Genomic DNA, 22,108 nt, shown 5'->3' with positions numbered 1-22,108 from the left:
TTGAGGCATTTTCCGGAGATCCGACATGTTCATGACCAGGCGCCCAGCGCTTCGCCGGATCGCGATGCTCCTTGGTCTGCTGATATGCAGCCCGATCGGTCTCGCCGCCATGGGCGTCCCGGCTCAGCCTGTTTTGCGGATCGCGCGCATCGCCGGTGTCCCGGATCAGGAGGTCGGTGCAGAAATTCTCGCCGTTATCTATGCAAGGCTGGGTATTCAGGTTGAATTTGTCAACGTGCCTGCCAAGCGGTCGTTGATCGAGTCGAGTTCGGGCCGCCTGGACGGCGAGGTTCAGCGCGTGTTCGATGTGCAGAGAGAATATCCGACGCTCATCGCCGTCAGGGAGTCGATCAGCTATATCGAGCCGACAGCTTTCGTGAGGGACGCGGGTATCAATGTGAACGGCTGGGAATCGCTGCGTCCTTACCGCGTTGGCATCGTACGCGGCGTAGGTTCGTCCGAGCGCGGGACGGCCGGGATGCCGCAGGTTGAGCCCACCGCCACGATGGATCAGATGATGTTGATGCTCGCCAGCAATCACATCGACGTTGCCGTCAACGATCTCTTCAGCGGTCTGCTCGTCATACGCAAGCTGGGTCTGGATGGGCAGCTGCGAGCGGTGTTGCCGCCCCTGCAGCATATCGACATGTACCACTTCCTCAATGAGCGTAACCGTGAACTCGTGCCCCGGGTTGAGGCCGTCATCCGGGGCATGCGGGCAAGCGGGGAGTTGCAGGCGCTTCGATCGCAGATAACCGAGCGCATGCTGAATGAGGCGCTTCAGGGTGCGCCTTCGGTGAACCGATGAGGACGGGTCGAGAGCGGACGGAGTCTGCACGCCGAACGGTCCGCTAAAGAAAAGTGTAAAGACCGGTTAGGGCCGCGCACTGTCGATCACGGCATCGCGAGATTCGCGAGCGAACGGCCGCTTCCGAGTCAGTCCGCCCCAGGATCGCAACCTCCTTCGCCCTGGAGCAACGGCGGTATTTGCTCTCTCAATGGGGTATTCTGCCGATGGAAAATTGCCCCCAATTGGGGCATAACATTGATGGCCGATGGTCTTCGACATTCGCTTACGCTTTGGATGCGCCAACATGCGACTTGCTGACTTTATCTCGCGAGACATCGAGCCGATTCTGGCGCAATGGGAAGCGTTCGCCGCCACCCTCCAGCCGGCGGCGGCAAACATGGGATCGTTGGGGTTACGCAACCACGCGCAGCAGATCCTGCAGGCCGTCGCAAAGGACTTGCAAACTTCGCAAACCAGGGACGCCCAACGCGAGAAATCACTGGGGCGAGCTCCCGTGCTGATCAACACGACCGAAACAGCGGCGCAAACGCATGCCCTGCTGAGAGCTCGGGCCGGTTTCAATATCAACCAGCTCGCCGCCGAATATCGCGCGCTGCGCGCGAGCGTGCTTCGCTTGTGGATGGACGATTGCGCGCCCGAAGTGCCTGACCTGGACGACGTCATTCGGTTTAACGAAGCGATCGATCAGGCACTTGCCGAATCGCTCGCTTTTTTCACTGCGCAGGTCGAGCAGAGTCGGAACCTCCTGCTCGGCATGCTGGGGCACGACATGCGCAGCCCTCTTCAGGCGATTCGCGTGACTGCATCGTATCTGGAAGCGCTGAATGCCGGCGAGCGCGTATCGGAAGCCGCCGCCCGGCTGATACGTAGCGGAGCCCGGATGCAGGCGCTGCTTGATGACCTGACTGATTTCAACAGGACCAATCTGGGCTTGGGCATCAACGTAAGAGCGACGAGCGTCGATCTTGCGGATGTGCTTGCTGACGAGCTGGACGAGTTGCGTGCGGTTAATCCTGACAGGCAGATTGAGCTGCAGGTCAGTGGTAATTTGCAGGGGGTCTGGGACGGGCGGCGCTTGCAGCAATTGCTTGGGAATCTCGTGCTCAATGCCATCAAGTACGGAGCACAGGATGCTCCTGTGCGCGTGATAGTCAGCGGTGATGCAACGCATGTCCGTATCGAAGTCAAAAACCGCGGGGATGCCATTGAGCATGCAACGCTGGCGCGCATCTTCGATCCCCTGACGCGAGGGCCGGGCTATCGGGGCGAAGGGGACGGGTCGGATAGCCTGGGACTGGGTCTTTACATTGCAAGCGAAATCGCCAAGGCACATCACGGCGCGGTCGAAGCGCGGTCCGACGAGACGGAGACCTCATTTTCAGTGTCCCTCCCGCGTGTCAACGAACCGTAATGGTTAAGCGATCAGCGAAGCCAAACCCGCACGACTCGCCGCCTTGACCTCTCAGCGCAGGCCGGCGCGAAGCTCGCGAACGCCGCGCCCAGTTCGCCGGCGCAATAAGGTGCTCAATGTGGCTCCGTCGGAATAGCCTACTTCCGCGGCCGCAGCTTCGAGATCGAGACCGCCGTGCAGAAGCGATTGCGCATGTTCAACGCGTAAGTCCTGAAAATACGATAGGGGTGACTTGCCCAATATGGTCTGGCAGCGCCGCTGTAAAGAACGGGCACTAGTGCCCAGTGCAGCAGCGGCATCCTGTAATGCAAAGCCGTCCTTCAGGCGTTCCCTCGCCCACCTCTCGAACCGCAGCACAAGCGGATCGGCGTGCGCCAGATGGTTAGGGATGATGTATTGCGCCTGTGACGATCTTAGATCGGCCAGCAGGTAACGCGAAACGACCATTGCCAGTTCAGGGCTGACCTTGCGGATGAGCCAGAGCGCAAGATCCAGGTGTCCCATTGCCGCGCCCGCTGTGACGCCAATGTCGGTCGGCACGAGCATTCGGGATTCTTCAAGCTGCACCTCGGGATAGCGTTGCCGGAACAGTGGAGCAAGCCACCAGGTCGTGGTCGCTTCACGATGATCAAGAAGGCCAGTCTCTGCCAGCAGGAATACACCAATGCACGACGTGGCGATCCTGGCGCCCATCGCATTCCACTTCCGAAGATGCGCAACGGCCTGCTTCACGTCTGGCCGCGCCAGCGCAGGTACGAGAAGCTCCGGGGTCGAGGTTCCCAAGGCGGGCACGACTACCCAATCGGGCTTTAGCACCGGCGCGATACGTTCGACCGGGATGATCAGCCCCCCGCTGGTTCGCACCTTTTTTCGCACGCCCACAACGGTTATTTCAAAAGGCAACGGCTTGCCGTCCCGTGCGGAAAAGCCATTCGCGATACGGAGTGCGTCTAGCAACGCAGTGAATCCTGTATCGAAGACCCCATCAAGAGCAAGTACAACAAGGTGCATGGCGTAAATGACCATAAAGTTGGCATTTACGACTGTACGCTTTTGCGCTTCCCGTCGCTAGACTTTCCCTTGTCAATTCATGACAGACAAGGAGATTGGAATGAAAGTGTTTGCGATCGGAAAAGGCGTCAAGCCAATCACGGATGACGTCCGCCAACAGATCATGCCGAAGGAAGTCCCCCACACGCTGAATCTCTACCTCGAAGGCAAGATCGAGCAGTTCTACTTCATCGACGAAAACCCCGGCGTCGTCTTCCTGATGAACGTCGAATCGCTCGACGATGCAAAGGCGATCGTGGCCGCCATGCCGCTCGCGTCGGCTGGTTATCTCGCCTTCGAGTATCTGCCGGTTGGCCCTCTCAAGCCGCTCGGCATGCTGCTCCACGGCAAGTAAGTTCGGAGGGCGCCGTTGATGAAACCCATTTTAATCGGCGGCGCCATTGAATTCATGCGCGCCGGCGGCTTTTGAGCGCTGACGCGATCCAGACAAACGGAAGATCACCGGTCGTAAGCCGGAGTCGGTTGCCGACTTTACAGATCGAAATCGGCCGGCTTTCATTTGATCCGAGACGAATGGAACGCGCGATGCAAGAGCTGATCAAAAAATCGATAGACGTTCGCGGCGGCATTGAGCGATGGAACCAGCTGAAACCTCAATTGTATAAAACCACGCTGAGCTGGCCATCCTCAGATGTGGGCATGGTTTGCCGCGGGATTCGTCACCGACTGCCGCGTCTTTTCCCCTTCTCTTCGAACGCCTGCGCGAACACGTCGGCTAGCCATGCGAGCCCCGGATCCTGGTCGCGCGCCGCGGACCACATCAGCGAGACCTCGTAGCCCGGCACGTCGAATGGCAGCGGACTCATCGCCAGATCCAGCGCGTCGCGCCAGACGCAGCCAATGAAGTCCGGCACCGTGGCAATCGCAGGCGTGCGCCGCACGATAAACGGACTCGTGGCGAAATTCGCGCTGGAGAACACCACCTCGCGCTTGAGCCCCTCCACTGCCAACCGCTCGTCGATAAAACCTTGCAGGCCGGCGCTGAACGAAGTCAGCACATGCCGATGTTGCAGGAATTCCTCCATCGTCAGACGTTTGCGGCGGGTTTTGACGAGGCGCGGATTGTAGACACTCACGAAGCGCCATTGAAACAGCGGCCGGCGCCGCTGCCACTGCGCGCATTCGGGAAACACGCCGACCGCGAGTTCGATTTCCCCTTCGTCGAGCATCGCGGCGGCACGCGTCGAATCGGTGGGGCGCGCGATCAGCTTCACGCCAGGAGCCGTGGCGCTCAGGCGATCCATGATTTCCGGCGTCATCAGGACCTCCAATGAATCGCTCAAACCGATGCGGAACACGCGTTGCGCGCTCGCCGGGTCGAACACCGGTGGCTGCGTGAGCACCTGATGCAGCGATTGCAGAAATGGCTCGATCTGCCGCGCCAGTTCGAGCGCACGCGAGGTAGGCGCGATGCCGCGCGAGGTGCGCACGAACAGTTCGTCGCCGAACGCCTCGCGCAACCGTTTTAGCGCCCCGCTTACCGCCGGTTGGCCCAGGAAGAGCCGCTGCGCCGCCCGCGTGACGCTACGCTCCTCGAACAGCGCGCGAAACGTCAGCAGCAGGTTCAGGTCGAAATGCCTGAAATCATTTTCAATGATGTTGGTCATCGCAATGAACGATTTGAATGATATTCGTCTGACACGCATTCTATCGCCATGGGAGCGCCGCAACGTGCGATGTGATGGCCGACTCGGTGTGCTCCCCTCATCTACAGGAGCAGCGATATGGAATGGCAAAATCAGAAAGTCGTGGTGCTGGGCGGTTCGTCGGGCATCGGCCTCGCGACGGTTTCGCGTCTGGCGGCGGCCGGCGCGAACGTGGTCGCGGTCGGTCGTGATCAGGGCAAACTTGACAAGGCACTCGCGGGCATCGAAGGACGTGGGCAGGTCGCCAGCGAAGCGCTCGATTGCAACGACCGCGCCGCGCTCGACCGTTTCTTCGCTCGCGTGGGCACCATCGATCACCTGGTGCTGACGCTCTCCGGCGGCGAGGGCGGCGGCCGCTTCGACGAACTCGATCTGACTGCGCTGCGTCGCGGCTTCGAGGCCAAGCTCTGGCCGCAGCTCGAAGCGGCGCAGGCCGGCCTGCCGGCCATCCGCCGCGACGGCAGCCTGACATTCGTCACGGCCATTTCCGCGCGCATCGCCAATCCCGGCACGGCTGGCCTGGGTGCGATCAACGGCGCGCTGGAAAGCATGATCGGTACGCTCGCGCGCGAACTGGCGCCACGGCGCGTGAACGCCGTATCGCCAGGCGTGATCGATACCGCGTGGTGGGACAAGTTCCCCGCCAGCGTCAAGACGGAGCTGTTCCGCCAGCAAGCCGAAACGCTGCCGGTGGGACGCGTCGGCCACGCGGAAGACGTGGCGCACGCGCTGCAGTTTCTGATGGAGAACACCTTCATGACGGGCGCTGTCATTGAGTGCGACGGAGGCTTGCGGCTGCTTTAACGGTCGCTAAGTGATGCGGCAGTTCGCAGTAACAGTGCTCAGCTAACCGCCGCTTCGCGATAATTTCTGAACTTCGACGTCTGCCCAATCCCCGGATTGAAGCAGTTGCAAGGATCCAGTTGCCGATAGAACGCTGCAAGCTGAGGCTTCGCGTGGTAAAGATGGCCGACGTTATGTTCCGCCGGATATTCCGCGCCGCGGCGGTCCAGCAGCTTCCACATTTTATGTTCGACCTCGAGGCAGTCGTTGCCCTTCCTGACGATGTAATCCTGGTGGAAAACATGGCACAGGAAGTGGCCGTAGTACAGCTTGATGGCGATCGTTTCCTCGATCTCGGGCGGCAGCGTCTCGATCCAGTCGCGATCGTTGCGGCGTAATGCGATGTCGAGTGCGACGATATTTTCCACCTCGCGTGCATGCACGGCACGATAGCGAACCGCGGCGCCGGCGGCAGCGAAGCGATGCAGGAACGCTTTTCTGCCCTCTTCATCGGTGCACTCGAAATATGCACCTGTGGCATTCGCAAAGTATCCGGAGATAAACGCACGGGTTTCGTCGACGCTTTCGGCTGCAACCTTCAGCATCAGGTGATGCTCGTACTTGTCGCGATACTGTTTCATCCGCGCCGGCAAATGGCTCGGGAACAGGCGGCTCGCGGCCTGCATGACACGATCCGTGAAATGCGCAGGGAGAAAGCCGAGGCGATCGAACAGCGCATCGCAGCGGCTCTTCAATCCGAACAGCGCAGGCAGGCGCGACGTGCCAAGGTAATTGATCGCCAGGAAGGTGTCCTTGCCGTACTTTTCGGCGACATCGAAAGCATCCCGATGAAGATATTCGCCCGAGATCGGCAAGAATTTGAAGTCGTGCAGCGCGTGGCGGCGGATCTCGGTGAGCTCGTCAGGTTGATTCGTGCCGATATAAAACACCTTGGCGTTCTGTTCGGTCGGGAACGTGTCGAGTCTCACTGCAAACACCATCAGCTTGCCAGCCGAGCCTGATGCTTCATAAAGGCGCTGCGGGTCGGCGTTAAAGCGCGCCGGCGTATCGGCATCGACCTCACGCACATGGCTCGCGTAGCCGTGGTCCGATCCGGCGCCCGCGTTGTGCTGAACATCGGACTCCGAGAACTCACCGCGTTCGAGCCGGCCAAGCATATCCTCAGGCGTCTCGCCGAGCCGGATCCCGAGATGGTTGACGAACTGCAGCTTGCCCGTTTCATCGACCTGCGCAAACGCCGCCATTTCCGTATACGCCGGGCCGCGCTGCACCAGCGCACCACCCGAGTTGTTGCAGACACCGCCGAATACCGAAGCGCCGATGCAACTCGAGCCAATCACCGAATGCGGTTCGCGGCCAAGTGGCTTCAGCGTCCTTTCCAATTGGTCGAGCGTTGCGCCGGGCAGGCAGACGACCTGCTTGCCGCCGTCGATCACGAACACCTTCTTCATGCGGCTCGTGCTGACGATCACGACGTCGCGATCGTAGTCGTCACCGTCGGGCGTCGAGCCGCCCGTGAGGCCCGTGTTCGATGCCTGCGTGATCACGATCACGTTCGCCGCGACGCATGCCTGCAGCACTTTCCATTGCTCGACGATCGTACCGGGGCGCACCACCGCGAGCGCCTTGCCCGCGCCAAAGCGAAAGCCGGTCCGGAAGCGGCGGGTCGCGGCGTCATCGGTCAGCGTGTAGTTCCCGCCGACGATGCCGCGTAGCACCGCGATCAAGCTGTGGGCCACATTGGGGCGGGCGGTGACCAACGGTGTGTGCGCTGCTGACATCGGATTCTCCTCGTGAGGTGTCGATGCGCGCGGCGACTTTGTCCAGCGTTGTCGGCTGCGGCCTTTGCGCGCATCGGATTGACACGAAGGTTAAAATCAGTGCCGTCATTAGTCCAATATCTTGAAGACGCTATTTGGAGACGAAAAACATATGGAATTTCGCCAACTGCGTTACTTCCTCGCCGTCGCCGAACACCTGCATTTCACCGACGCAGCGACTCATCTGGGTATCGCCCAGCCGCCTTTGAGCCAGCAGATCCTGAAGCTCGAGCGGGAAATTGGCACCCAGCTGTTCCTCCGCCATCCACGCCGCGTCGAGCTGACCGAGGCGGGACGACTCTTTCGCGATCGCGCGCAACGTATCGTGGATGACGCACAGCAGGCATTCGTCGAAGTGCAGAACGCAGGACGCGGCGAGACTGGGCGGCTCTCGCTCGGCTTCGCGGGTTCGACGGTGTTTCATCCGGCGGTCGCGATGACGATGCAGCGCTATCGGCATGCGTATGAGCGCGTGTCGATCAGTTGCGAGGAGAGCAACAGTTCGCTGCTGCTGGATAAAGTCGCCGACCGGCAGCTCGATGCCGCGCTAGTGCGCATGCCGTTGAACTGCCGGGACCTGATCGTCGAACCATTGGTCGACGAAGACATGTTGGCGGTGTTGCCGGCAAACCATCGCTTGAACCGGCGACGGCGCATCGAGCTGGCGGACCTTGTGAACGATCCGTTCATCCTCTTTCCGCGCCCCATCGGCCCGGATTTGTACGACTCGATCATTGGCGCCTGCCGTGAAGCCGGCTTCGCGCCCTCGATCGGCATGGAGTCGCCACAGATCTCATCGGCGGCGAATCTCGTGGCGGCGGGGTTCGGCGTCGCGGTGGTGCCCGCGTCGATCCGGCAGATCCAGGTCGAAAGCGTGTCGTATCACGGACTGAGGGGCAATCCGCTGTCCACGGGTATCGCGTTGATCCATCGGCAGCGCGAGAAGTCGCCGACCGTACTGAACTTCGTGAGGATTTTGCGCCAGCAACGAACCGCCACCCGCAAGGGGTGAGGTTCAACGCGGAATCCTAACCATCAGGATGCCGATTCAATCGACTCGCGAACTTGCGAGCTAGCGCCCTGCTTCATCCGCCAACCTGGCTAGCGCGCCGGATGCGCGCCGCCAGGCGCCGGCTGCCGCACGACCAGCACCGGAATCGAACTATGCGTCAGGACCTTCTGGGTTTCGCTGCCGAGCAGGAACGCCCGCATACCGCTTCGACCGTGCGACGCCATGACGATGAGATCGCAGTTCTGTTGCGCTGCAACGCTGATAATCGCTTCATAAGGATGGGCGCGACTTTCAGAGACCGTATTGCACTCCACGCCAGCCTGCGCGGCCGCGTTTTTGATGGCGCGGAGATAATCCTCCGCGCGCTGTCGCGCCGTCTGAATGATGCGATCCTCGTTGTCGGCAATCATCTCCGTGCCATACGCGAGGACATGAAACTCCGGAATGACATGGAGGCCCGTGACTTTGGCTCCGCTTTCCGCGGCGAGCGTTACCGTCATCTGAATGGCGGCCTCGGAAAGCGTCGAGCCGTCGGTCGGCACCAGCAGATGCTTGAACATACGTTTCTCCCCCGCGACCTGGCCCGGCTCGCGTCGAAATCCTGCCCGGCGCCTCTCTCACCTGAACCCGGTGAACCTGAATCAGAGGCGGCCTCTTTGAGTATAGTCACCCGGGCCTCGCAGGCAGTGCTGTCCGTGAGCGAAAACAAGGCGCTCCCGCGCCTCTTTATCGGTCTTCCGTCAGCCCTTTCAGATAAGCGTCGCCGGCGTCCTGAGCCGCGGCGCGCATGGCGAACCTGTCGTCCGAAACCATCGACCGTTTGACCTTTTTTGCGCCGAAGTCGACCAGCGTAATCACCCAGACAAACTCGCCGGCCTGCTCGGCCGTTTGAACGAATGCGCGTACGTCATCACTGTCGTTTGTTTTTGCGTTCATTGTGATCTCCTGAGAAAGAGTCGCGGAAAGAGACCGGCTCACGTGCCGGATGAGGGCCTGCTTTACGGAAGTTTGCCGATAATCGCGCTGCACTCGTCCTTCGTGAACGCGCGCAGCGTTTGCGTGCGGACATTGCCCGCCGATCCCAGCGCGTAGCCGAATGCCGCGAAGCTTTGATCATCTGGTGCGTCGATGACCGTGACGATGTCGTATTTGCCCACCGTCCAGAAGATCTCTTTCATTTCACAGCCGAAGGACCTGGCCAACTCCGCCGCCTGACCGGCCCGTTGCGGACTGTTTTTGATGTTGCGTATGCCCTGATCGGTGAATTGTGCAAGAACCACATAGGTCGCCATGACGATTCTCCTGACGATTAGTACGGATCGCGTTATCTGCGCGCAAGCCCGATCGCGAACGCGGCTGCGATCGGGTTGCCCGAGGGCGTTCTGCGCGTAACCTGATTCTATGCAATGGAATTGCGTGCGACTGGCTGTTTGGCTCGATCTGCAGTGGAGCGGCGGGCAGAATCAATCCCGCAACAGTGGCGTGCCGTCCACTCAATGCAGCGAATGCTGCACATCGACCGGCGACTTGCCGCGTTCGCTTTCCTGTACGCCTGCGCCCGGCTTCACGGTACCGTCGGCCTGCGGAACTTCCACCGGTTTGACTTCGACGGGGACGACGCCGTCTTTCTTCAAGCCGAGCTTGTCCGCGGTCTTGGGTGACAGGTCGACGATTCGATTCTTGACATAGGGCCCGCGGTCCCTGATTTCGACCACCTCGCTGTTACCGTTTTTCAGATTCGTGACCCGGGCCTTGGTGCCAAGCGGTAGCGTCTTGCTCGCGGCGGCATTGGATTGCGGATTCATCGGCGTACCGTCGGCCATTTCTTTTTTATAAAACTCCCGGCCGTAGTACGAAGCCTTGCCCCTGCGCGACTTGCCGGAGCGATCGAGATGGCGTGGGGCCGGCGTCGCGCTTGCCGAGCCGGTATCGGCGGATGCCGACGGTTGCGCGGGAAACGTCGTGCTGAGGAAGCACGAAGATGCCACAAACAGAAGCGCTTGAAGCGTGGATTCTCGAGCGCGTCGCAAACGAACGCGGTCGGTATTGCCGGGCAGCCGATTCTGCGTGGTATGACGATTGTTTTCCATTTGCCACTCCTTGTCAGCTTGTCGGGGCCATGGGCACTTCGTTCAATGAGCGGTGCGTAAATTACCGGTGCATTCGGGATGCTAAGTAAGCCTCACGCGCAAGTTGAGTGATACCTGTCTGGTTCGGTCTGACGTCCGTCCATTTCGATACGCGACTCACCCGGCGAGTCCACGCGCGTCTGCTGCGCCTGCGCCACACGATTGCGTCACCGGAAACCTGCGACAATCATCGTCCACGCTCAAACATCTGTTGATTGCCTCACTTCCCGCGGATGAACCATGCCTGTTTCACAAGCAATTTCGTCGCCACGTCTGTCGCCCGGCAATCTGAACGAGCTAATCACCCTGCTCGACATTCAGGTGCTCGGGCTCTCCGAGTGCCTGGTCAGCCAGGGATTCATGCTGGAACTCGATGGTCACGACGCCCCCGGCATCCACTACATCCTGTCGGGCGAAGGGCGGCTGCACATCGCAGGCGCCAAGACAGTGCCACTGAAACCACACACACTGCTGATCGTGCCGCCAGGTCACTCAATGAAGCTCGAGGTGCCGGCCACTCAGGCGGGTGTTGCGCCGACTATCGTCCCCGGGCGCAAGCACAAACAGGTGGTCGATTCGATCAACCGTTTCCGCGCGGGAAGCGCCGAACCGATCACCGTCATGATCTGCGGCTATTTCAAGGCGTCCTTCGGCGCGTCGATCAATCTGTTCGGAACGCTGGCGACGCCGATCATCGAGCAATTCGAAGCTTCCGACCGGCTCGACGTCTATCTGCGCACGGCGTTCGATGAGCTCGTCGCACAAGAGATCGGCGCGGGCGCGATGTCGGGCGCGCTGCTCAAGCAGGTGATCGTCGCGCTCGTGAGGCGGTCGTTGAAATCCAACGCGCTCTGGATGGAGCGTTTCGCGCTGCTCGGCGATCCGCAAATCGCACGGGCCTTCGCCGACATGGTGGCCCGGCCTGGCGCGCCGCACACTGTCGCCAGTCTCGCCGACGCGGCGATCCTCAGCCGCTCGGCTTTCATGGCGCGCTTTTCCGCGGCGCTCGGCCAGTCGCCGATGCAGGTGCTGCGCGATATCCGCATGCGCCACGCGGCGGCGCAGTTGCGTGCCGGCGACCTGTCGCTGGATCAGGTGGCGCGCCATGCGGGTTATGCGAGCCGCGGCGCGTTCGTGCGCGCGTTTCGCGAGGTGTTCGATATGGGTCCTGCTGAATATCGTGAAGGATCCGCCGAGGGCTGAGCGCCAAGGACTTCCTGCCTCGTTTGCCGGACCTTGCACTTCAGACTCGCATGTTCTTGCGTCGTGACCGACGCCTTGCACCGGCACGTCAACGCCGAGGCACGGCGCCGGTTTCGTTTTAAAGCTACTCGCGCCCACACGTGCAACCGCGGACTTTTACGTCTGTTATCAGGATTTTTCGTTCGACCTGCACGCCTAGAATTTTCATTAATGCAGCCGAGAACGCACGCCGATATTCCGATGCAGACGCACCCTTGTCCCGATCATCAGAAACAGGAGCACGACCATGACCCGCATCGCCCTCCCCGTCAACGACGCTCTTCCCGCCGCTTCGCAGCCGGTTATCGATGCAATGACGAAGCAACTGAAGATGACGCCCAACCTCTTTCGCATCATGGCGCTCAGCCCCAATACCCTGAACGGTTGGGCCGCCCTGCAAGGCGCGCTTTCGAAGACGCTCGACGCGAAGCTGCGCGACGGCATTGCGCTGGCCGTTTCCCAAGCCAACGGCTGCCAGTACTGTCTGTCGGCGCATAGCTATGTCGCGAGCAACATGGCGCATATCGACGACGATGAGATCCGTCTGAACCGGCTCGGCCAATCGCATACGCCCAAAACCGCGGCGGCTGTCGCGTTCGCGAAGACGCTGATAGAGACGCGCGGCAAGGTCACCGAAAGCGATCTGCACGCCTTGCGCGAAGCCGGTTTCAGCGATGCGAACATCGTCGAAATCATCGCGCTGGCCGCGCAATTCATGCTGACCAACTTCGTCAATAACGTGTTCGATACCGAGGTCGATTTTCCGGTCGTCGAAACCGAAGTCGCGTAACGACAGCGCGCCGCCACGCGCTTGGACGAGAAGACCGATCATGTGCCGAGTGCATGCAACTGCTGGTGAAAAACGCTCGGCCCTTTCAGCATGGAGTGAATCATGAGCCGTGAAATCATTCGTGTCGAACCGCTTTCGAGCTGGCTCGAACGCTGGAAAGCGCCGACTTCCGCCGTCACCCGCCACGGCGACACGATCTACGTGTCCGGTTTTCCGCCGTTCGATCCCGCCACCGGCGAAGTGATGGACGCGTCGATCGAACTGCAGACGGAACGCGTGCTGGAACAACTGAAGCTGTGCGTCGAGACGGCGGGTTCATCGCTCGATCAGGTGCTCAAATGCAACGTGTATTGCACGTCGGTTGAAGCGTTTCCGGCCGTCAACGCGATCTATGCGCGTTTCTTCGGAGCGAACCCGCCCGCGAGGATTTTCGTCAATGTGCCAGCGTGGCCAGGGCGCTTCGACATCGAGATCGATTGCGTCGCGGCAATCGATAGCAGCCGCAACTCAGTGTCTGGATGATGCCGGTCGCAGCGTCATTCGTTGCCGCTCTTTGAAACATGAAACAGGAAACGAAATGCATGAGCGGCAAAAAGCCGGCGCTTCTTCGCGCCGGCTTCAACCATGCCGCTATCAGCCGATCTGCTGGATGCCGGCCAGCCGCCACGCCTGGTCACCCTGTGCCTGCTTGACCAGGTTCCAGATTTCCTGGAACGGCTGCGCGGTCTGCGCATCGTCTTCCCGGATCTGACCGTAAAAGCGCACGCTGACCAGCGTTTCGTTCGCGTTGCTTTGGGTACTGAGCACCTCGGCATCGAGTTGCGGCACTTCCGTGTGGCTCGGTTCGTGGCCTCGCGTTTCCAGGTCCTGCTTGAGACGCGCGAACATCTCCGGCGTCGTCAACTCGAACAGGTCACCCTGCTCGTTGCGGTCCCATGCACCTTGAAGCCGCATGAACATCGTCTTCGCCGATACGAGAAATGCCGCCTGATCCGGCCCGGACGAAAGCTCGGGCGCCTTCACAGTCTCCGCTCCCGCAGCCGACCCCATCGCCGCACGCGGCCAGCCGCGAAAATTCGTCGTTTCAGGCCGCGCTTGCCCCATCTGATTCAGAAATGGCGTGCCGCCGTTTTGCTGCCGGTTCGCCGCTCCGTTCCCATAAGCGAGATCCGGACGACGCCGATTGGCGATAAAGCGGAACAGCATCACGCCCGCGAAAATCACCGCGCCGATCAGCAACGCGTTGGACATCAATTGCGCGAGTCCCTCGCCGAGGCCAAACGATGACAGCAACGCCGCAATGCCGAGTCCGGCAGCAAGTCCGGCGAGCGGGCCCATCCAGCGATTACCCGCCGCGGCGCCCGGCGCCTGTGCGGCCTGCTGCGCCGGTTGAGCCTGCTGGCTGCGCTGTGCCGGCCCGGACGGCGACGCCGTTTGCGACTGACGGCCGATGCTTTGGCTCCCACCCACGCGCTTCGCTTCGGCATCGTTCGAAGCCACGGCGCCGAGAGCAAGGAGCCCCGCCAGACCGAGCGCCGCCGTCCCGCGCGTCACCGCACCGGCAGCACGTCGAAGTTGATTGATGATTTGCGTGTACATAAAAAACCTCTTTGGTAAGTCAGGGGACCGCCCGCTTCGCGCGCTCTGCTTCATCGCGCCGAACACATTACGAACGGTAATTTTCTCTCAGGTGGCAAAACCGGCCGGTGAGTGCGTTTGAAAGCCATGATGACCGACCTGAACATTGTTGCCGTGAATGTCGTGTTCCAACTGCCGGATCGTGTCTTCCTGCTCGGCAATCAGGTTCTTGATCAGATCGCCGATCGACACCATGCCGATCACCTGTCCTTCCGTAATGACAGGCAAATAGCGAATCCGGTACTCCGTCATGAGCGCCATGCATTCCTCTGTGGTCTGCTCGGGGCCGACATAGCGCACGGTCGTCGACATGATGTCGCGCACCGGCGTATTCCTTGATGAGCGGTGCATTAGCGCGATCTTGCGCGCGTAATCGCGCTCCGTGACGATGCCGGCCACGCGCCCGTCATGAACCACGATGAGCGCGCCCACGCGCCGGTGAGCCATGATCGCGACCGCGTCGTAAACCGAAGTGGATGCCTGGGTCGACCATACTGTCTGGGACGCTTTTGAACGCAGGAACTGTGCAACCGATGCCATCTGCCACCTCCGTCAGCTACCGTTAGCCGCCCCACATGAACCCTTGGGCGAGACCTCAATCTACCTGAACGTGAGATAACGTAAAATGCGTATTTTTTATAGCGATACTTCGAGAAAACCGTAGCATTGCGTAATCTGTGGAGCACTCGTGAACTTTAAGCATCTGCATTACTTCTGGGTCGCGGCGCACGCGGGCGGCATCGTTCGGGCGGGCGAGCAGTTGCATATCTCGCCGCAAACGCTGAGCGGCCAGATCAAACTGCTCGAAGAAGCGCTGGATAAGAAGCTGTTCAGGAAAAGCGGCCGCACGCTCGAACTGACCGACGCGGGCCGCCTCGCGCTCGATTACGCCGACGAAATATTTTCGCTGGGCTCGGAGCTCGAAAGCGCCGTGCGGCGCGAGAACGAAGCGGGCCCGCAAACGCGGTTTCGCGTCGGCATCGCCGATTCAGTGCCGAAGGCGATCGCGTACCGGCTGCTGGAGCCGGCGTTAAACCCGTCCGTCTCGGTTCGCATGATCTGTCACGAGGGCAAGCTGCATGCGCTGCTCGCGCAACTTGCCTTGCACCGCCTCGACCTGATCATCGCGGATGCTCCCATCCCGGCCGACGTCAATGTCAAAGCGTTCAATCACCGGCTCGGCCGTTCCACGCTCAGTTGCTTCGGCGCGCAAGCGCTGATCCAGAGCGGCAAGAAACGCTTCCCGTTGTCGCTCGGTCAGTTGCCGATGCTGCTGCCCGGTACGGAATCGGCGGTGCGCCGCAAGCTGGACCACTGGCTGGCGTCGCATGCCATTTCGCCGCGCATCGTCGGCGAATTCGACGACGGCGCGATGACCCTGGCGTTCGCCCGCGAAGGCCGCGGCCTGCTGTTCGCGCCCACCGTGCTGGAAAGCCAGTTACAGGCCGAGCACAAACTCGCGACGGTCGGGCAGATCAATTCCATCGTCGAGGAATTCTTTGCGATTTCGATCGAGCGCCGGATCAGCCATCCGGCTGTCGCGATGATTCTGGACGCGGCGCGCAGCGAGCTGTTCAACGTCTAGCGGAGCAGGCTTGCGGAGATGCCATTACAATCCAGCACTTCGATCGGACAACCTTGATTCGCGCCATGAAATATCTCGTTGCATCGACACTCGTGGCGCTCATCGCGGCCGCAAGCACGGCCGCGACCGCGCAGACATCCGGGAGCAGCGATACACCCAAACTGCAGTGCGCGATTGGGTATGTCACCGGTGTCGGCGGGTCGGCGCAGAGCTTTCGCGAATATCTGGCGACACCGGAAAGAGACCGATATCGCCTCCTCGCGGACAACCCGATTCAATGCAAGGTTTCCGACGAGGGTCGCGCGTCCGGCTGTACTGGACTCACGAGCCTGCGGCATGAAAAGGTCAGCGTCTACGACGATATCGACAATGACACGATGTCCGTCGTCGCGCGCGTGGAACTCGAACACGGAACGTATCCGGTCATCATTTCCGTGCGAAGACAGGATGTGAAGTGCGAGGAGTGAACACTCTCACGCCTCGCTCGCCAATGAATCAGGCTCGACGCCGCGCGAGAAATCCTGAAATTTTGGCAAGCCCTGTTTCGAGCACGTCGCGGTTGTTGGCGTACCCGAGGCGCACATAGCCTTCCATGTCGAGCGCACTGCCCGGCGTCAGCATCACGCCGGTTTGTTCGATCAGTTCAGTGCAGAATTCGAGCGACGACATCGGCAGATCGTACTTCAACAGCGCCGTGGTTCCGGACTTGGGCTTGATATAGGACATGGCCGGTTCTTTGGCGATCCATGCGTCCACAATCGCCAGGTTGGTCCGTACAATGTCGTGGTTGCGCGCCAGAATCGCCGCACGATTTTCCAGTGCAATGGAAGCAAAATGATCGTCGATCATGCCGACGCTGATCGTGTTGTAATCGCGATGAATCGCGACGGCACGGATCAGATCCTTCGGGCCGGCGATCCAGCCGAGCCGCAAACCCGCGAGCGAGTATGTTTTGGACATGCTGCCGGTACTGATGCCGCGCTCGTACAGATCCGCAATCGAAGCGGTATAACCGTTGCCTTCCTGATCCGTGCCGCGATACACCTCGTCGCATAACACATACGCTCCGCACGAACGCGCAATTTCGCCGACCTCAACGAGGAATGCTTCGTCCATCAGCGAACCGGTGGGATTGTTGGGGTTGTTGATCGCGATGAGCCGGGTTTTGTCATTGACGAGACTGCGCAATTCGGCGAGATCCGGCAGAAAACCATTCTCTTCGCGCAGCTTCAGAATCCGTACGTCGGCGCCGTAGCTCTCGGGAATCGAATAGTGTTGCTGGTAGGTCGGCAGAACCGAGATCACCGTGTCGCCAGGCTCGACCAGGGTTTCGTACACCAGCGCGTTGCCGCCAATGGCGCCGTGCGTCACGATCAGATTTTCCGGCGACTGACGCGCGTACATGGCCGAGATCGCTTCGCGCAAGCGGGCCGAGCCCTCGATCGCGCCGTAGGTCAGCTTGAGCCCGCGCAGTTCGTCGAGAATGCTGTCCTGTTTATTCGCGAGCGTCAGCAACTGATCGACCGTCAGCGATTCCACGCAGGTTTCCGCGAGGTTGTACGTACACCGGTTTTCGTACAGATCCATCCAGCGTTCGACGCCGAAGTCCTTGATCTTCATCTCACTCTCCTTTGTTATTCAATCAGGTGATCCGTCGGTGAACATCTAGCGGAACCGCTCGGGACGGAATGGCTGCGCATCGATAAATGGCTGGGCGCCCGTCATCATCTCCGCCAGCAAACGCCCCGTCACCGGACCGAGCGTCAAGCCATGATGATTGTGGCCAAACGCAAACCAGAGCCCCCGATGGCGCGGCGCGGGCCCGATGACCGGCCGCATGTCGGGCGTGCACGGCCGCAAGCCGAGCCACGGATGTTCGTCGAGCCGCGCGCCGAGACCGAATGTCGGTCTGGCAGTACGCTCCGCCCGCTCCAGTTGCACGCCTGTCGGCGCCGCCTCGCGCCGGGCTATTTCGACGCCTGTCGTGAGCCGCAAGCGGCCTTGCATCGGCGCCACCACGTAACCCTGCTGCGAGTCGACGAGCGGCATCGACAGCATGGGTTTTGTGGGTTGGTAATGCATGTGATAGCCGCGTTTTGCCCGCAGCGGAATGCGATATCCGAGCGGCGCGAATACCCGATCCGACCACGGGCCCAGCGCGACGACGACCTCTTTCGCGCTGATCCTGCCCGACGAGGTCTGCACGGTCCACGCGCCGCCTTCCGCCTTCACCGTGGTCGCCTCGCCGGTCAACAGCGCGCCGCCGCCCTCCTCGAACAGCCGTGCATAACCTTTCGTCAGCGCGCCGGGGTTGACGATGCTCTTCGGATCCTGCCAATGCAACGCTCCGCAAAATCCCTCTGCGACGCCGGGCTCGCGCGCGGCGAATGCCGCCGCGTCGAGCGTCGTCACACGCAACCCATAAGTGCTTGCCGTAACTTCGGCCGCCGCCGCTTGCCGCAGGAATTCCGCCGGCGTGCGAAACGCCTCGATCCAGCCTTTGTCGCTCGCTAGCTGTTCGAGGCCGGCACGCGCGATCAGCACATCGTGCTCTGCCACGCTGTGCCGCATCAGAGGCAGCATATCGTGCGCCGCGGCCATCAGCCGTTCGGGTGACGACTCCCACCAGAAGCGCGCGAGCCAGCCGGCAAAAGACGGCAGCGCCCGATAGTCCCAGTAAAGGTCGGTCGAGCGATTGCGCGCATAACGCAGCAGCGTGCCGAGATCGCGTGGAAAAGCGTACGGAACGACGGACGAACTTTCGATCAGCCCGGCGTTGCCGAAACTGGTCTCTTCACCCGGACCACGCCGGTCGACCAGCGCCACCCGGCGGCCGCGATCCTGCAAGTGCAGCGCGGACGACACGCCGACGATTCCCGCACCCAGCACGATGACATCGAAATCCATACACTCGCTCTGCTTTCCCTGGCGCTACTGGAAGCGTGCATGCGACAGCACGCACGCAGGTCCGGTGCGAATCCGTTCGCACCGGTTCGACAACATCTTATTTGGCGATGATGTCGCGTTTGAAATACTTCTGCGAAAGCGCGCTGAGTGTGCCGTCTTTCTTCAGCGCGTCGAGCGCGGCATCGATTTTCCCGGCCAGTGCGCGGTCGCCCTTGCGCAAGCCGAAGCCGGTGCCTTCGCCGAGCGTCGCCGGATCGCTGAGCGGCTGGCCGGCAATCGCATAGTCGTGGCCCGCGGGCTTGTTCAGGAAGCCGTCCTGCACAGTCTGCGCTTCCTGAACGGCGGCATCGAGGCGGCCGGCCACGAGGTCGGCGTACACCTGATCCTGGTCGGCATAAGAGACGATCGTCACGCCAGCATTCGCCCAATGGCGCTTCAGAAAGTCTTCCTGCGAGGACGCCTGCAGCACGCCCACGCGTTTGCCCTGCAGACTCTTCACGTCAGGCAGCAATCCCGAACCACGCTTCGCGACCATCACGATCGGCACGACATAAATGGGCCGCGTGAAAGCGATCGTCTGCTTGCGCTTTTCGGTGATGTTCATGGCCGAATTGATCGCGTCGAACTTGCGCGCCTGCAAGGCGGGAATCAGCCCGTCGAATGCGTTCTCAACCCACTCGCATTTCACGCCCATCTTCGCGCAGACGGCATTGCCGACGTCGACGTCGAAGCCCTCCAGCTGCCCTGTCGGCGACTTGCTTTCGAACGGCGGATACGCGGCCTCGATGCCGAAACGCAAGGTGTTTTGAGTCTCCGCGCTGACGGTGCCGACCGAACCGAGCAACGCAGCAGCGACGAAAATGGAAAGTGAAAGCTTCTGAAACATGGTGGCTCCCTGTGTGGTGAGGGCATCGCGAATTGAAGGCACGGACGACAGCTGACTGCAAAGGTTCGAGACGGCGCTGACGGCACCGGAGCGACCCGGCCTCACGCTTTCTCTGGATCAACAGTCTATTCTGGACTCGGGCAAAAGCAAGCAATTTTCAAAATAAAAGTCCAGACTGGACATTTTGACTTTAGAATTGCTTCCACGCCGCAGGCCGGCAACGTTGTGGAGAGCAGTCCAATGAGCAAGACAGACAAAGCCGTTCCGTTGATCGTCGATGAGGAAACCGTTCGCCAAGCCCTGCCGCATCTCGACGTGCGCCACGCGTTGACGCAGATGTTTCGCGCGCTTGGCAACGACGCCGCCGTGCAGCCGCCGCAAACGCTCACGCTATTTCCAGGCGGCGCGGGGGACTTCATTACGTATCTCGGCGCGATGGCGAGCGCCAAGGTATTCGGCGCGAAACTGTCGCCGTATATCGTCACGCCGGGCAGGCCGGTCATTACCGCGTGGACCGCGCTGATGTCGATGGAAACGGGACAGCCCTTGATGTGGTGCGATGCCGGCCTGCTCACGGTCGAACGCACGGCCGGCGCAACGGCGCTAGCCGTCGAGCATCTCGCCGCGCCCGATGCGCAACGGCTCGCGATCATCGGTTCTGGCGCGGTAGGCCAGGCGCATCTGCGGCACCTTGCGTCAGTCCGCCCTTGGCATTCGATTCAGGTGTTTTCGCCCGACCTCGAGGGCAACGCGGCGAAGCGCGCCACGCTTATGGCGATCGACAAGCGCGTCGCCGTTTGCACCGCACTCGAAGATTGCGTGCGCGATGCCGATGTAGTCGCCTTGTGTACTTCATCGGGCACGCCCGTGCTGCTCGAAGGCATGCTCGGCAAGCCGGCGCTCATTACGTCGATCAGCACCAACGCCGCGAATGCCCACGAAATTCCGCCCTCGTGGATTCCCGCCATGGACGTCTATTGCGATTACCGGCAGACCACGCCGGCCAGCGCGGGGGAAATGAAATTGGCCGCCGAGCGACACGGCTGGTCCGCGGAAAACGTGGTGGCCGATTTGCCGGAACTGGTGTCCGGCGTCGCGCAAAAACCGTCCTATCGGCAACACGCGTTTTTCCGCTCGATCGGACTCGGACTCGAAGACGTGGCCATCGCGTTCGAACTTTTCAGGCACCTGACGCAGCGGGATGCATGACGGTACGCGCGGCTGGATCGAGGTCCCGCCCGTGGCAAAATGGCGGATAACACACGGACCCGCAGCGCCATGACGCAACACGCTGCGGACTTTCCGAACACCGGAACTTCATCCCTCCCTATGCGAAAGACCAAGACCACGGCCGCCCGCCGGCTGCTTCTGGATCGATACAGCCGTGTCGCCGACGGCATCGCGCTGCTGTTTTTTCCGTACGTCGAAATCGTCATTCATGACTTAGAAAGCCAGACCGTTGCTTACATCGCCAACAACCTGTCCAAGCGCGAGCTCGGCGACGAGTCGGCGCTGGAAGAAATGGATCATACGGCCGAGTCCGGCACCGTCGGCCCTTATGAAAAAATCAACTGGGACGGCAGGCGGATGCGCTGCGTCAGCACGGTCCTGTTCGACGACGCCGAGGCCGCCATCGGCGTGATGTGCGTGAACTACAACATCGCGGTATTCGAGGACGTGAAGCACGTGATCGACCGCGTCATTTCCGGCGCCGGCGTGGTGAAGCAACCCGAGGAACTGTTCAAGGACGACTGGCAGGAGCGCATCAACACGTTCCTGCACACCTGGCTGCAGGAGCGTCAGCTGGCGCTGAACTCGCTGACTCGCGACCATCGCCGCGAACTGGTCGAAGCGTTGTGGGCCGAGGGCGCGTTCAAAGGCAAAAGCGCCGCGAATTACGTGGCGAACGTACTCGGAATGGGGCGCGCCACCGTCTACCAACACATCAGGGATCTGCGAGGCGCGGCGGCCTGAGCGGCAGGCCCACTTTTATTAAAGAAACATGACTGGGACGCCGTTATCCGGGTAACGCAACATCAACCGCCAGGCGCGTTTTTGCCGTCGCACCAGATACCCATTCGTGCCTTGCCCTAACACGCAATCTACCCCGCCTGCCGCCGAACCGGCGGCAGCGCCGCAAGCTTTCGTCAGCCTTCCGCCGGACAGCGCCGCACGGCTCGCAACACATTGCGATGAAATCCGCAAATGCGCCGTTGCGACGATTAATTTGGAAAAGGGCAAGATCGGCAACAAGCCGTCATACTCTGTCTCTTCTTGCGGCGGACGGTCCCGGCAACGCATCCGGAAAGCTTCACCGGAAACGCGATCCATGCATGACCGTTCGCTCCGTCCTTTC

25 protein-coding genes are annotated in these 22,108 nt (G+C 61.1%); 12 read left to right on the top strand and 13 right to left on the bottom strand.

Annotated features, from left to right (window positions below):
- Nucleotides 1-25: 25 nt before the first annotated feature.
- The gene (locus ACFSNN_RS10410) at nucleotides 26-808 is read left to right on the top strand and encodes a substrate-binding periplasmic protein (protein ID WP_208949461.1); all 783 of its coding nucleotides are present in this window, start codon (nucleotides 26-28) and stop codon (nucleotides 806-808) included.
- Between the two features lie 286 nt (nucleotides 809-1,094).
- Nucleotides 1,095-2,222, top strand: a complete 1,128-nt coding sequence (locus ACFSNN_RS10405) for a sensor histidine kinase (protein ID WP_134456024.1) — start codon at nucleotides 1,095-1,097, stop codon at nucleotides 2,220-2,222.
- Nucleotides 2,223-2,273: 51 nt separating this feature from the next.
- Here ACFSNN_RS10405 and ACFSNN_RS10400 read toward each other — a convergent pair whose 3' ends face one another.
- Nucleotides 2,274-3,233, bottom strand: a complete 960-nt coding sequence (locus ACFSNN_RS10400; protein ID WP_134458834.1) for a GlxA family transcriptional regulator — start codon at nucleotides 3,231-3,233, stop codon at nucleotides 2,274-2,276.
- 100 nt (nucleotides 3,234-3,333) lie between these two features.
- Here ACFSNN_RS10400 and ACFSNN_RS10395 point away from each other — a divergent pair, with 100 nt between their 5' ends.
- On the top strand, nucleotides 3,334-3,627 hold the full coding sequence (locus ACFSNN_RS10395; protein WP_134456023.1) for a hypothetical protein: 294 nt from the start codon (nucleotides 3,334-3,336) through the stop codon (nucleotides 3,625-3,627).
- A gap of 325 nt (nucleotides 3,628-3,952) precedes the next feature.
- Here the strand turns inward: ACFSNN_RS10395 and ACFSNN_RS10390 are convergent, their stop codons facing one another.
- Nucleotides 3,953-4,900 carry a LysR family transcriptional regulator gene (locus ACFSNN_RS10390; RefSeq protein WP_134456022.1) on the bottom strand — a complete coding sequence of 316 codons (948 nt, stop codon included), beginning with the start codon at nucleotides 4,898-4,900 and terminating at the stop codon, nucleotides 3,953-3,955.
- A 117-nt stretch (nucleotides 4,901-5,017) separates the two neighbouring features.
- On the opposite strand from ACFSNN_RS10390, the gene ACFSNN_RS10385 reads away from it, so the two are divergent.
- The gene (locus tag ACFSNN_RS10385; RefSeq protein WP_134456021.1) at nucleotides 5,018-5,743 is read left to right on the top strand and encodes an SDR family oxidoreductase; all 726 of its coding nucleotides are present in this window, start codon (nucleotides 5,018-5,020) and stop codon (nucleotides 5,741-5,743) included.
- Between the two features lie 38 nt (nucleotides 5,744-5,781).
- On the opposite strand, the gene dld is transcribed toward ACFSNN_RS10385, so the two are convergent.
- Nucleotides 5,782-7,524, bottom strand: coding sequence for a D-lactate dehydrogenase (gene dld / locus ACFSNN_RS10380; protein WP_134456020.1), 1,743 nt, complete (start codon nucleotides 7,522-7,524; stop codon nucleotides 5,782-5,784).
- 151 nt (nucleotides 7,525-7,675) lie between these two features.
- Between dld and ACFSNN_RS10375 the strand changes: the two genes are divergently transcribed.
- Complete coding sequence (locus ACFSNN_RS10375) at nucleotides 7,676-8,575, top strand: LysR family transcriptional regulator (RefSeq protein ID WP_134456019.1); 900 nt, start codon at nucleotides 7,676-7,678, stop codon at nucleotides 8,573-8,575.
- An 89-nt stretch (nucleotides 8,576-8,664) separates the two neighbouring features.
- On the opposite strand, the gene ACFSNN_RS10370 is transcribed toward ACFSNN_RS10375, so the two are convergent.
- The 4 genes from ACFSNN_RS10370 to ACFSNN_RS10355 all read right to left on the bottom strand — a co-directional run bounded on the left by ACFSNN_RS10370 (nucleotide 8,665) and on the right by ACFSNN_RS10355 (nucleotide 10,665).
- Nucleotides 8,665-9,135, bottom strand: a complete 471-nt coding sequence (locus tag ACFSNN_RS10370; RefSeq protein ID WP_134456018.1) for a universal stress protein — start codon at nucleotides 9,133-9,135, stop codon at nucleotides 8,665-8,667.
- A 166-nt stretch (nucleotides 9,136-9,301) separates the two neighbouring features.
- A complete protein-coding gene (locus tag ACFSNN_RS10365) occupies nucleotides 9,302-9,511 on the bottom strand; it encodes a hypothetical protein (RefSeq protein ID WP_134456017.1) in 210 nt (69 codons plus the stop codon).
- A gap of 62 nt (nucleotides 9,512-9,573) precedes the next feature.
- Nucleotides 9,574-9,867: a GYD domain-containing protein gene (locus ACFSNN_RS10360; RefSeq protein ID WP_012433065.1), complete on the bottom strand. Its 294-nt coding sequence runs from the start codon at nucleotides 9,865-9,867 to the stop codon at nucleotides 9,574-9,576.
- Between the two features lie 201 nt (nucleotides 9,868-10,068).
- Nucleotides 10,069-10,665, bottom strand: a complete 597-nt coding sequence (locus ACFSNN_RS10355) for a septal ring lytic transglycosylase RlpA family protein (protein WP_244322736.1) — start codon at nucleotides 10,663-10,665, stop codon at nucleotides 10,069-10,071.
- A 279-nt stretch (nucleotides 10,666-10,944) separates the two neighbouring features.
- On the opposite strand from ACFSNN_RS10355, the gene ACFSNN_RS10350 reads away from it, so the two are divergent.
- The 3 genes from ACFSNN_RS10350 (at nucleotide 10,945) to ACFSNN_RS10340 (ending at nucleotide 13,258) form a co-directional block, all read left to right on the top strand.
- Nucleotides 10,945-11,907 (top strand): AraC family transcriptional regulator, encoded by a 963-nt coding sequence (locus tag ACFSNN_RS10350; protein WP_134456016.1) that lies wholly within the window; start codon nucleotides 10,945-10,947, stop codon nucleotides 11,905-11,907.
- A 286-nt stretch (nucleotides 11,908-12,193) separates the two neighbouring features.
- Nucleotides 12,194-12,736 carry a carboxymuconolactone decarboxylase family protein gene (locus ACFSNN_RS10345; RefSeq protein ID WP_134456015.1) on the top strand — a complete coding sequence of 181 codons (543 nt, stop codon included), beginning with the start codon at nucleotides 12,194-12,196 and terminating at the stop codon, nucleotides 12,734-12,736.
- A 102-nt stretch (nucleotides 12,737-12,838) separates the two neighbouring features.
- Nucleotides 12,839-13,258 (top strand): RidA family protein, encoded by a 420-nt coding sequence (locus ACFSNN_RS10340; RefSeq protein WP_134456014.1) that lies wholly within the window; start codon nucleotides 12,839-12,841, stop codon nucleotides 13,256-13,258.
- Nucleotides 13,259-13,369: 111 nt separating this feature from the next.
- Here ACFSNN_RS10340 and ACFSNN_RS10335 read toward each other — a convergent pair whose 3' ends face one another.
- Nucleotides 13,370-14,335: a Tim44 domain-containing protein gene (locus ACFSNN_RS10335; RefSeq protein ID WP_134456013.1), complete on the bottom strand. Its 966-nt coding sequence runs from the start codon at nucleotides 14,333-14,335 to the stop codon at nucleotides 13,370-13,372.
- 87 nt (nucleotides 14,336-14,422) lie between these two features.
- On the bottom strand, nucleotides 14,423-14,914 hold the full coding sequence (locus ACFSNN_RS10330; protein WP_134456012.1) for a CBS domain-containing protein: 492 nt from the start codon (nucleotides 14,912-14,914) through the stop codon (nucleotides 14,423-14,425).
- Nucleotides 14,915-15,062: 148 nt separating this feature from the next.
- On the opposite strand from ACFSNN_RS10330, the gene nhaR reads away from it, so the two are divergent.
- Complete coding sequence (gene nhaR, locus ACFSNN_RS10325) at nucleotides 15,063-15,959, top strand: transcriptional activator NhaR (protein WP_134456011.1); 897 nt, start codon at nucleotides 15,063-15,065, stop codon at nucleotides 15,957-15,959.
- A 65-nt stretch (nucleotides 15,960-16,024) separates the two neighbouring features.
- On the top strand, nucleotides 16,025-16,426 hold the full coding sequence (locus ACFSNN_RS10320) for a hypothetical protein (RefSeq protein ID WP_134456010.1): 402 nt from the start codon (nucleotides 16,025-16,027) through the stop codon (nucleotides 16,424-16,426).
- Between the two features lie 28 nt (nucleotides 16,427-16,454).
- Here the strand turns inward: ACFSNN_RS10320 and ACFSNN_RS10315 are convergent, their stop codons facing one another.
- From ACFSNN_RS10315 to ACFSNN_RS10305, 3 genes are all read right to left on the bottom strand, one after another.
- Nucleotides 16,455-17,579, bottom strand: a complete 1,125-nt coding sequence (locus tag ACFSNN_RS10315; RefSeq protein WP_134456009.1) for an aminotransferase — start codon at nucleotides 17,577-17,579, stop codon at nucleotides 16,455-16,457.
- 45 nt (nucleotides 17,580-17,624) lie between these two features.
- Complete coding sequence (locus ACFSNN_RS10310; protein ID WP_134456008.1) at nucleotides 17,625-18,866, bottom strand: NAD(P)/FAD-dependent oxidoreductase; 1,242 nt, start codon at nucleotides 18,864-18,866, stop codon at nucleotides 17,625-17,627.
- Nucleotides 18,867-18,963: 97 nt separating this feature from the next.
- Nucleotides 18,964-19,752 carry an ABC transporter substrate-binding protein gene (locus ACFSNN_RS10305; protein ID WP_134456007.1) on the bottom strand — a complete coding sequence of 263 codons (789 nt, stop codon included), beginning with the start codon at nucleotides 19,750-19,752 and terminating at the stop codon, nucleotides 18,964-18,966.
- Nucleotides 19,753-19,992: 240 nt separating this feature from the next.
- On the opposite strand from ACFSNN_RS10305, the gene ACFSNN_RS10300 reads away from it, so the two are divergent.
- Nucleotides 19,993-20,961, top strand: coding sequence for an ornithine cyclodeaminase family protein (locus tag ACFSNN_RS10300; RefSeq protein WP_134456006.1), 969 nt, complete (start codon nucleotides 19,993-19,995; stop codon nucleotides 20,959-20,961).
- Between the two features lie 120 nt (nucleotides 20,962-21,081).
- Entirely contained in the window at nucleotides 21,082-21,726 is a 645-nt protein-coding gene (locus tag ACFSNN_RS10295; protein ID WP_134456005.1) for a helix-turn-helix transcriptional regulator, read from the top strand.
- An 18-nt stretch (nucleotides 21,727-21,744) separates the two neighbouring features.
- Here ACFSNN_RS10295 and ACFSNN_RS10290 read toward each other — a convergent pair whose 3' ends face one another.
- Complete coding sequence (locus tag ACFSNN_RS10290; protein ID WP_134456004.1) at nucleotides 21,745-22,083, bottom strand: hypothetical protein; 339 nt, start codon at nucleotides 22,081-22,083, stop codon at nucleotides 21,745-21,747.
- Nucleotides 22,084-22,108: the final 25 nt, after the last annotated feature.

This window comes from Paraburkholderia dipogonis (assembly GCF_042680985.1).
Taxonomy (GTDB): domain Bacteria; phylum Pseudomonadota; class Gammaproteobacteria; order Burkholderiales; family Burkholderiaceae; genus Paraburkholderia; species Paraburkholderia phytofirmans.
This window is presented reverse-complemented; position numbering and strand designations above follow the sequence as displayed.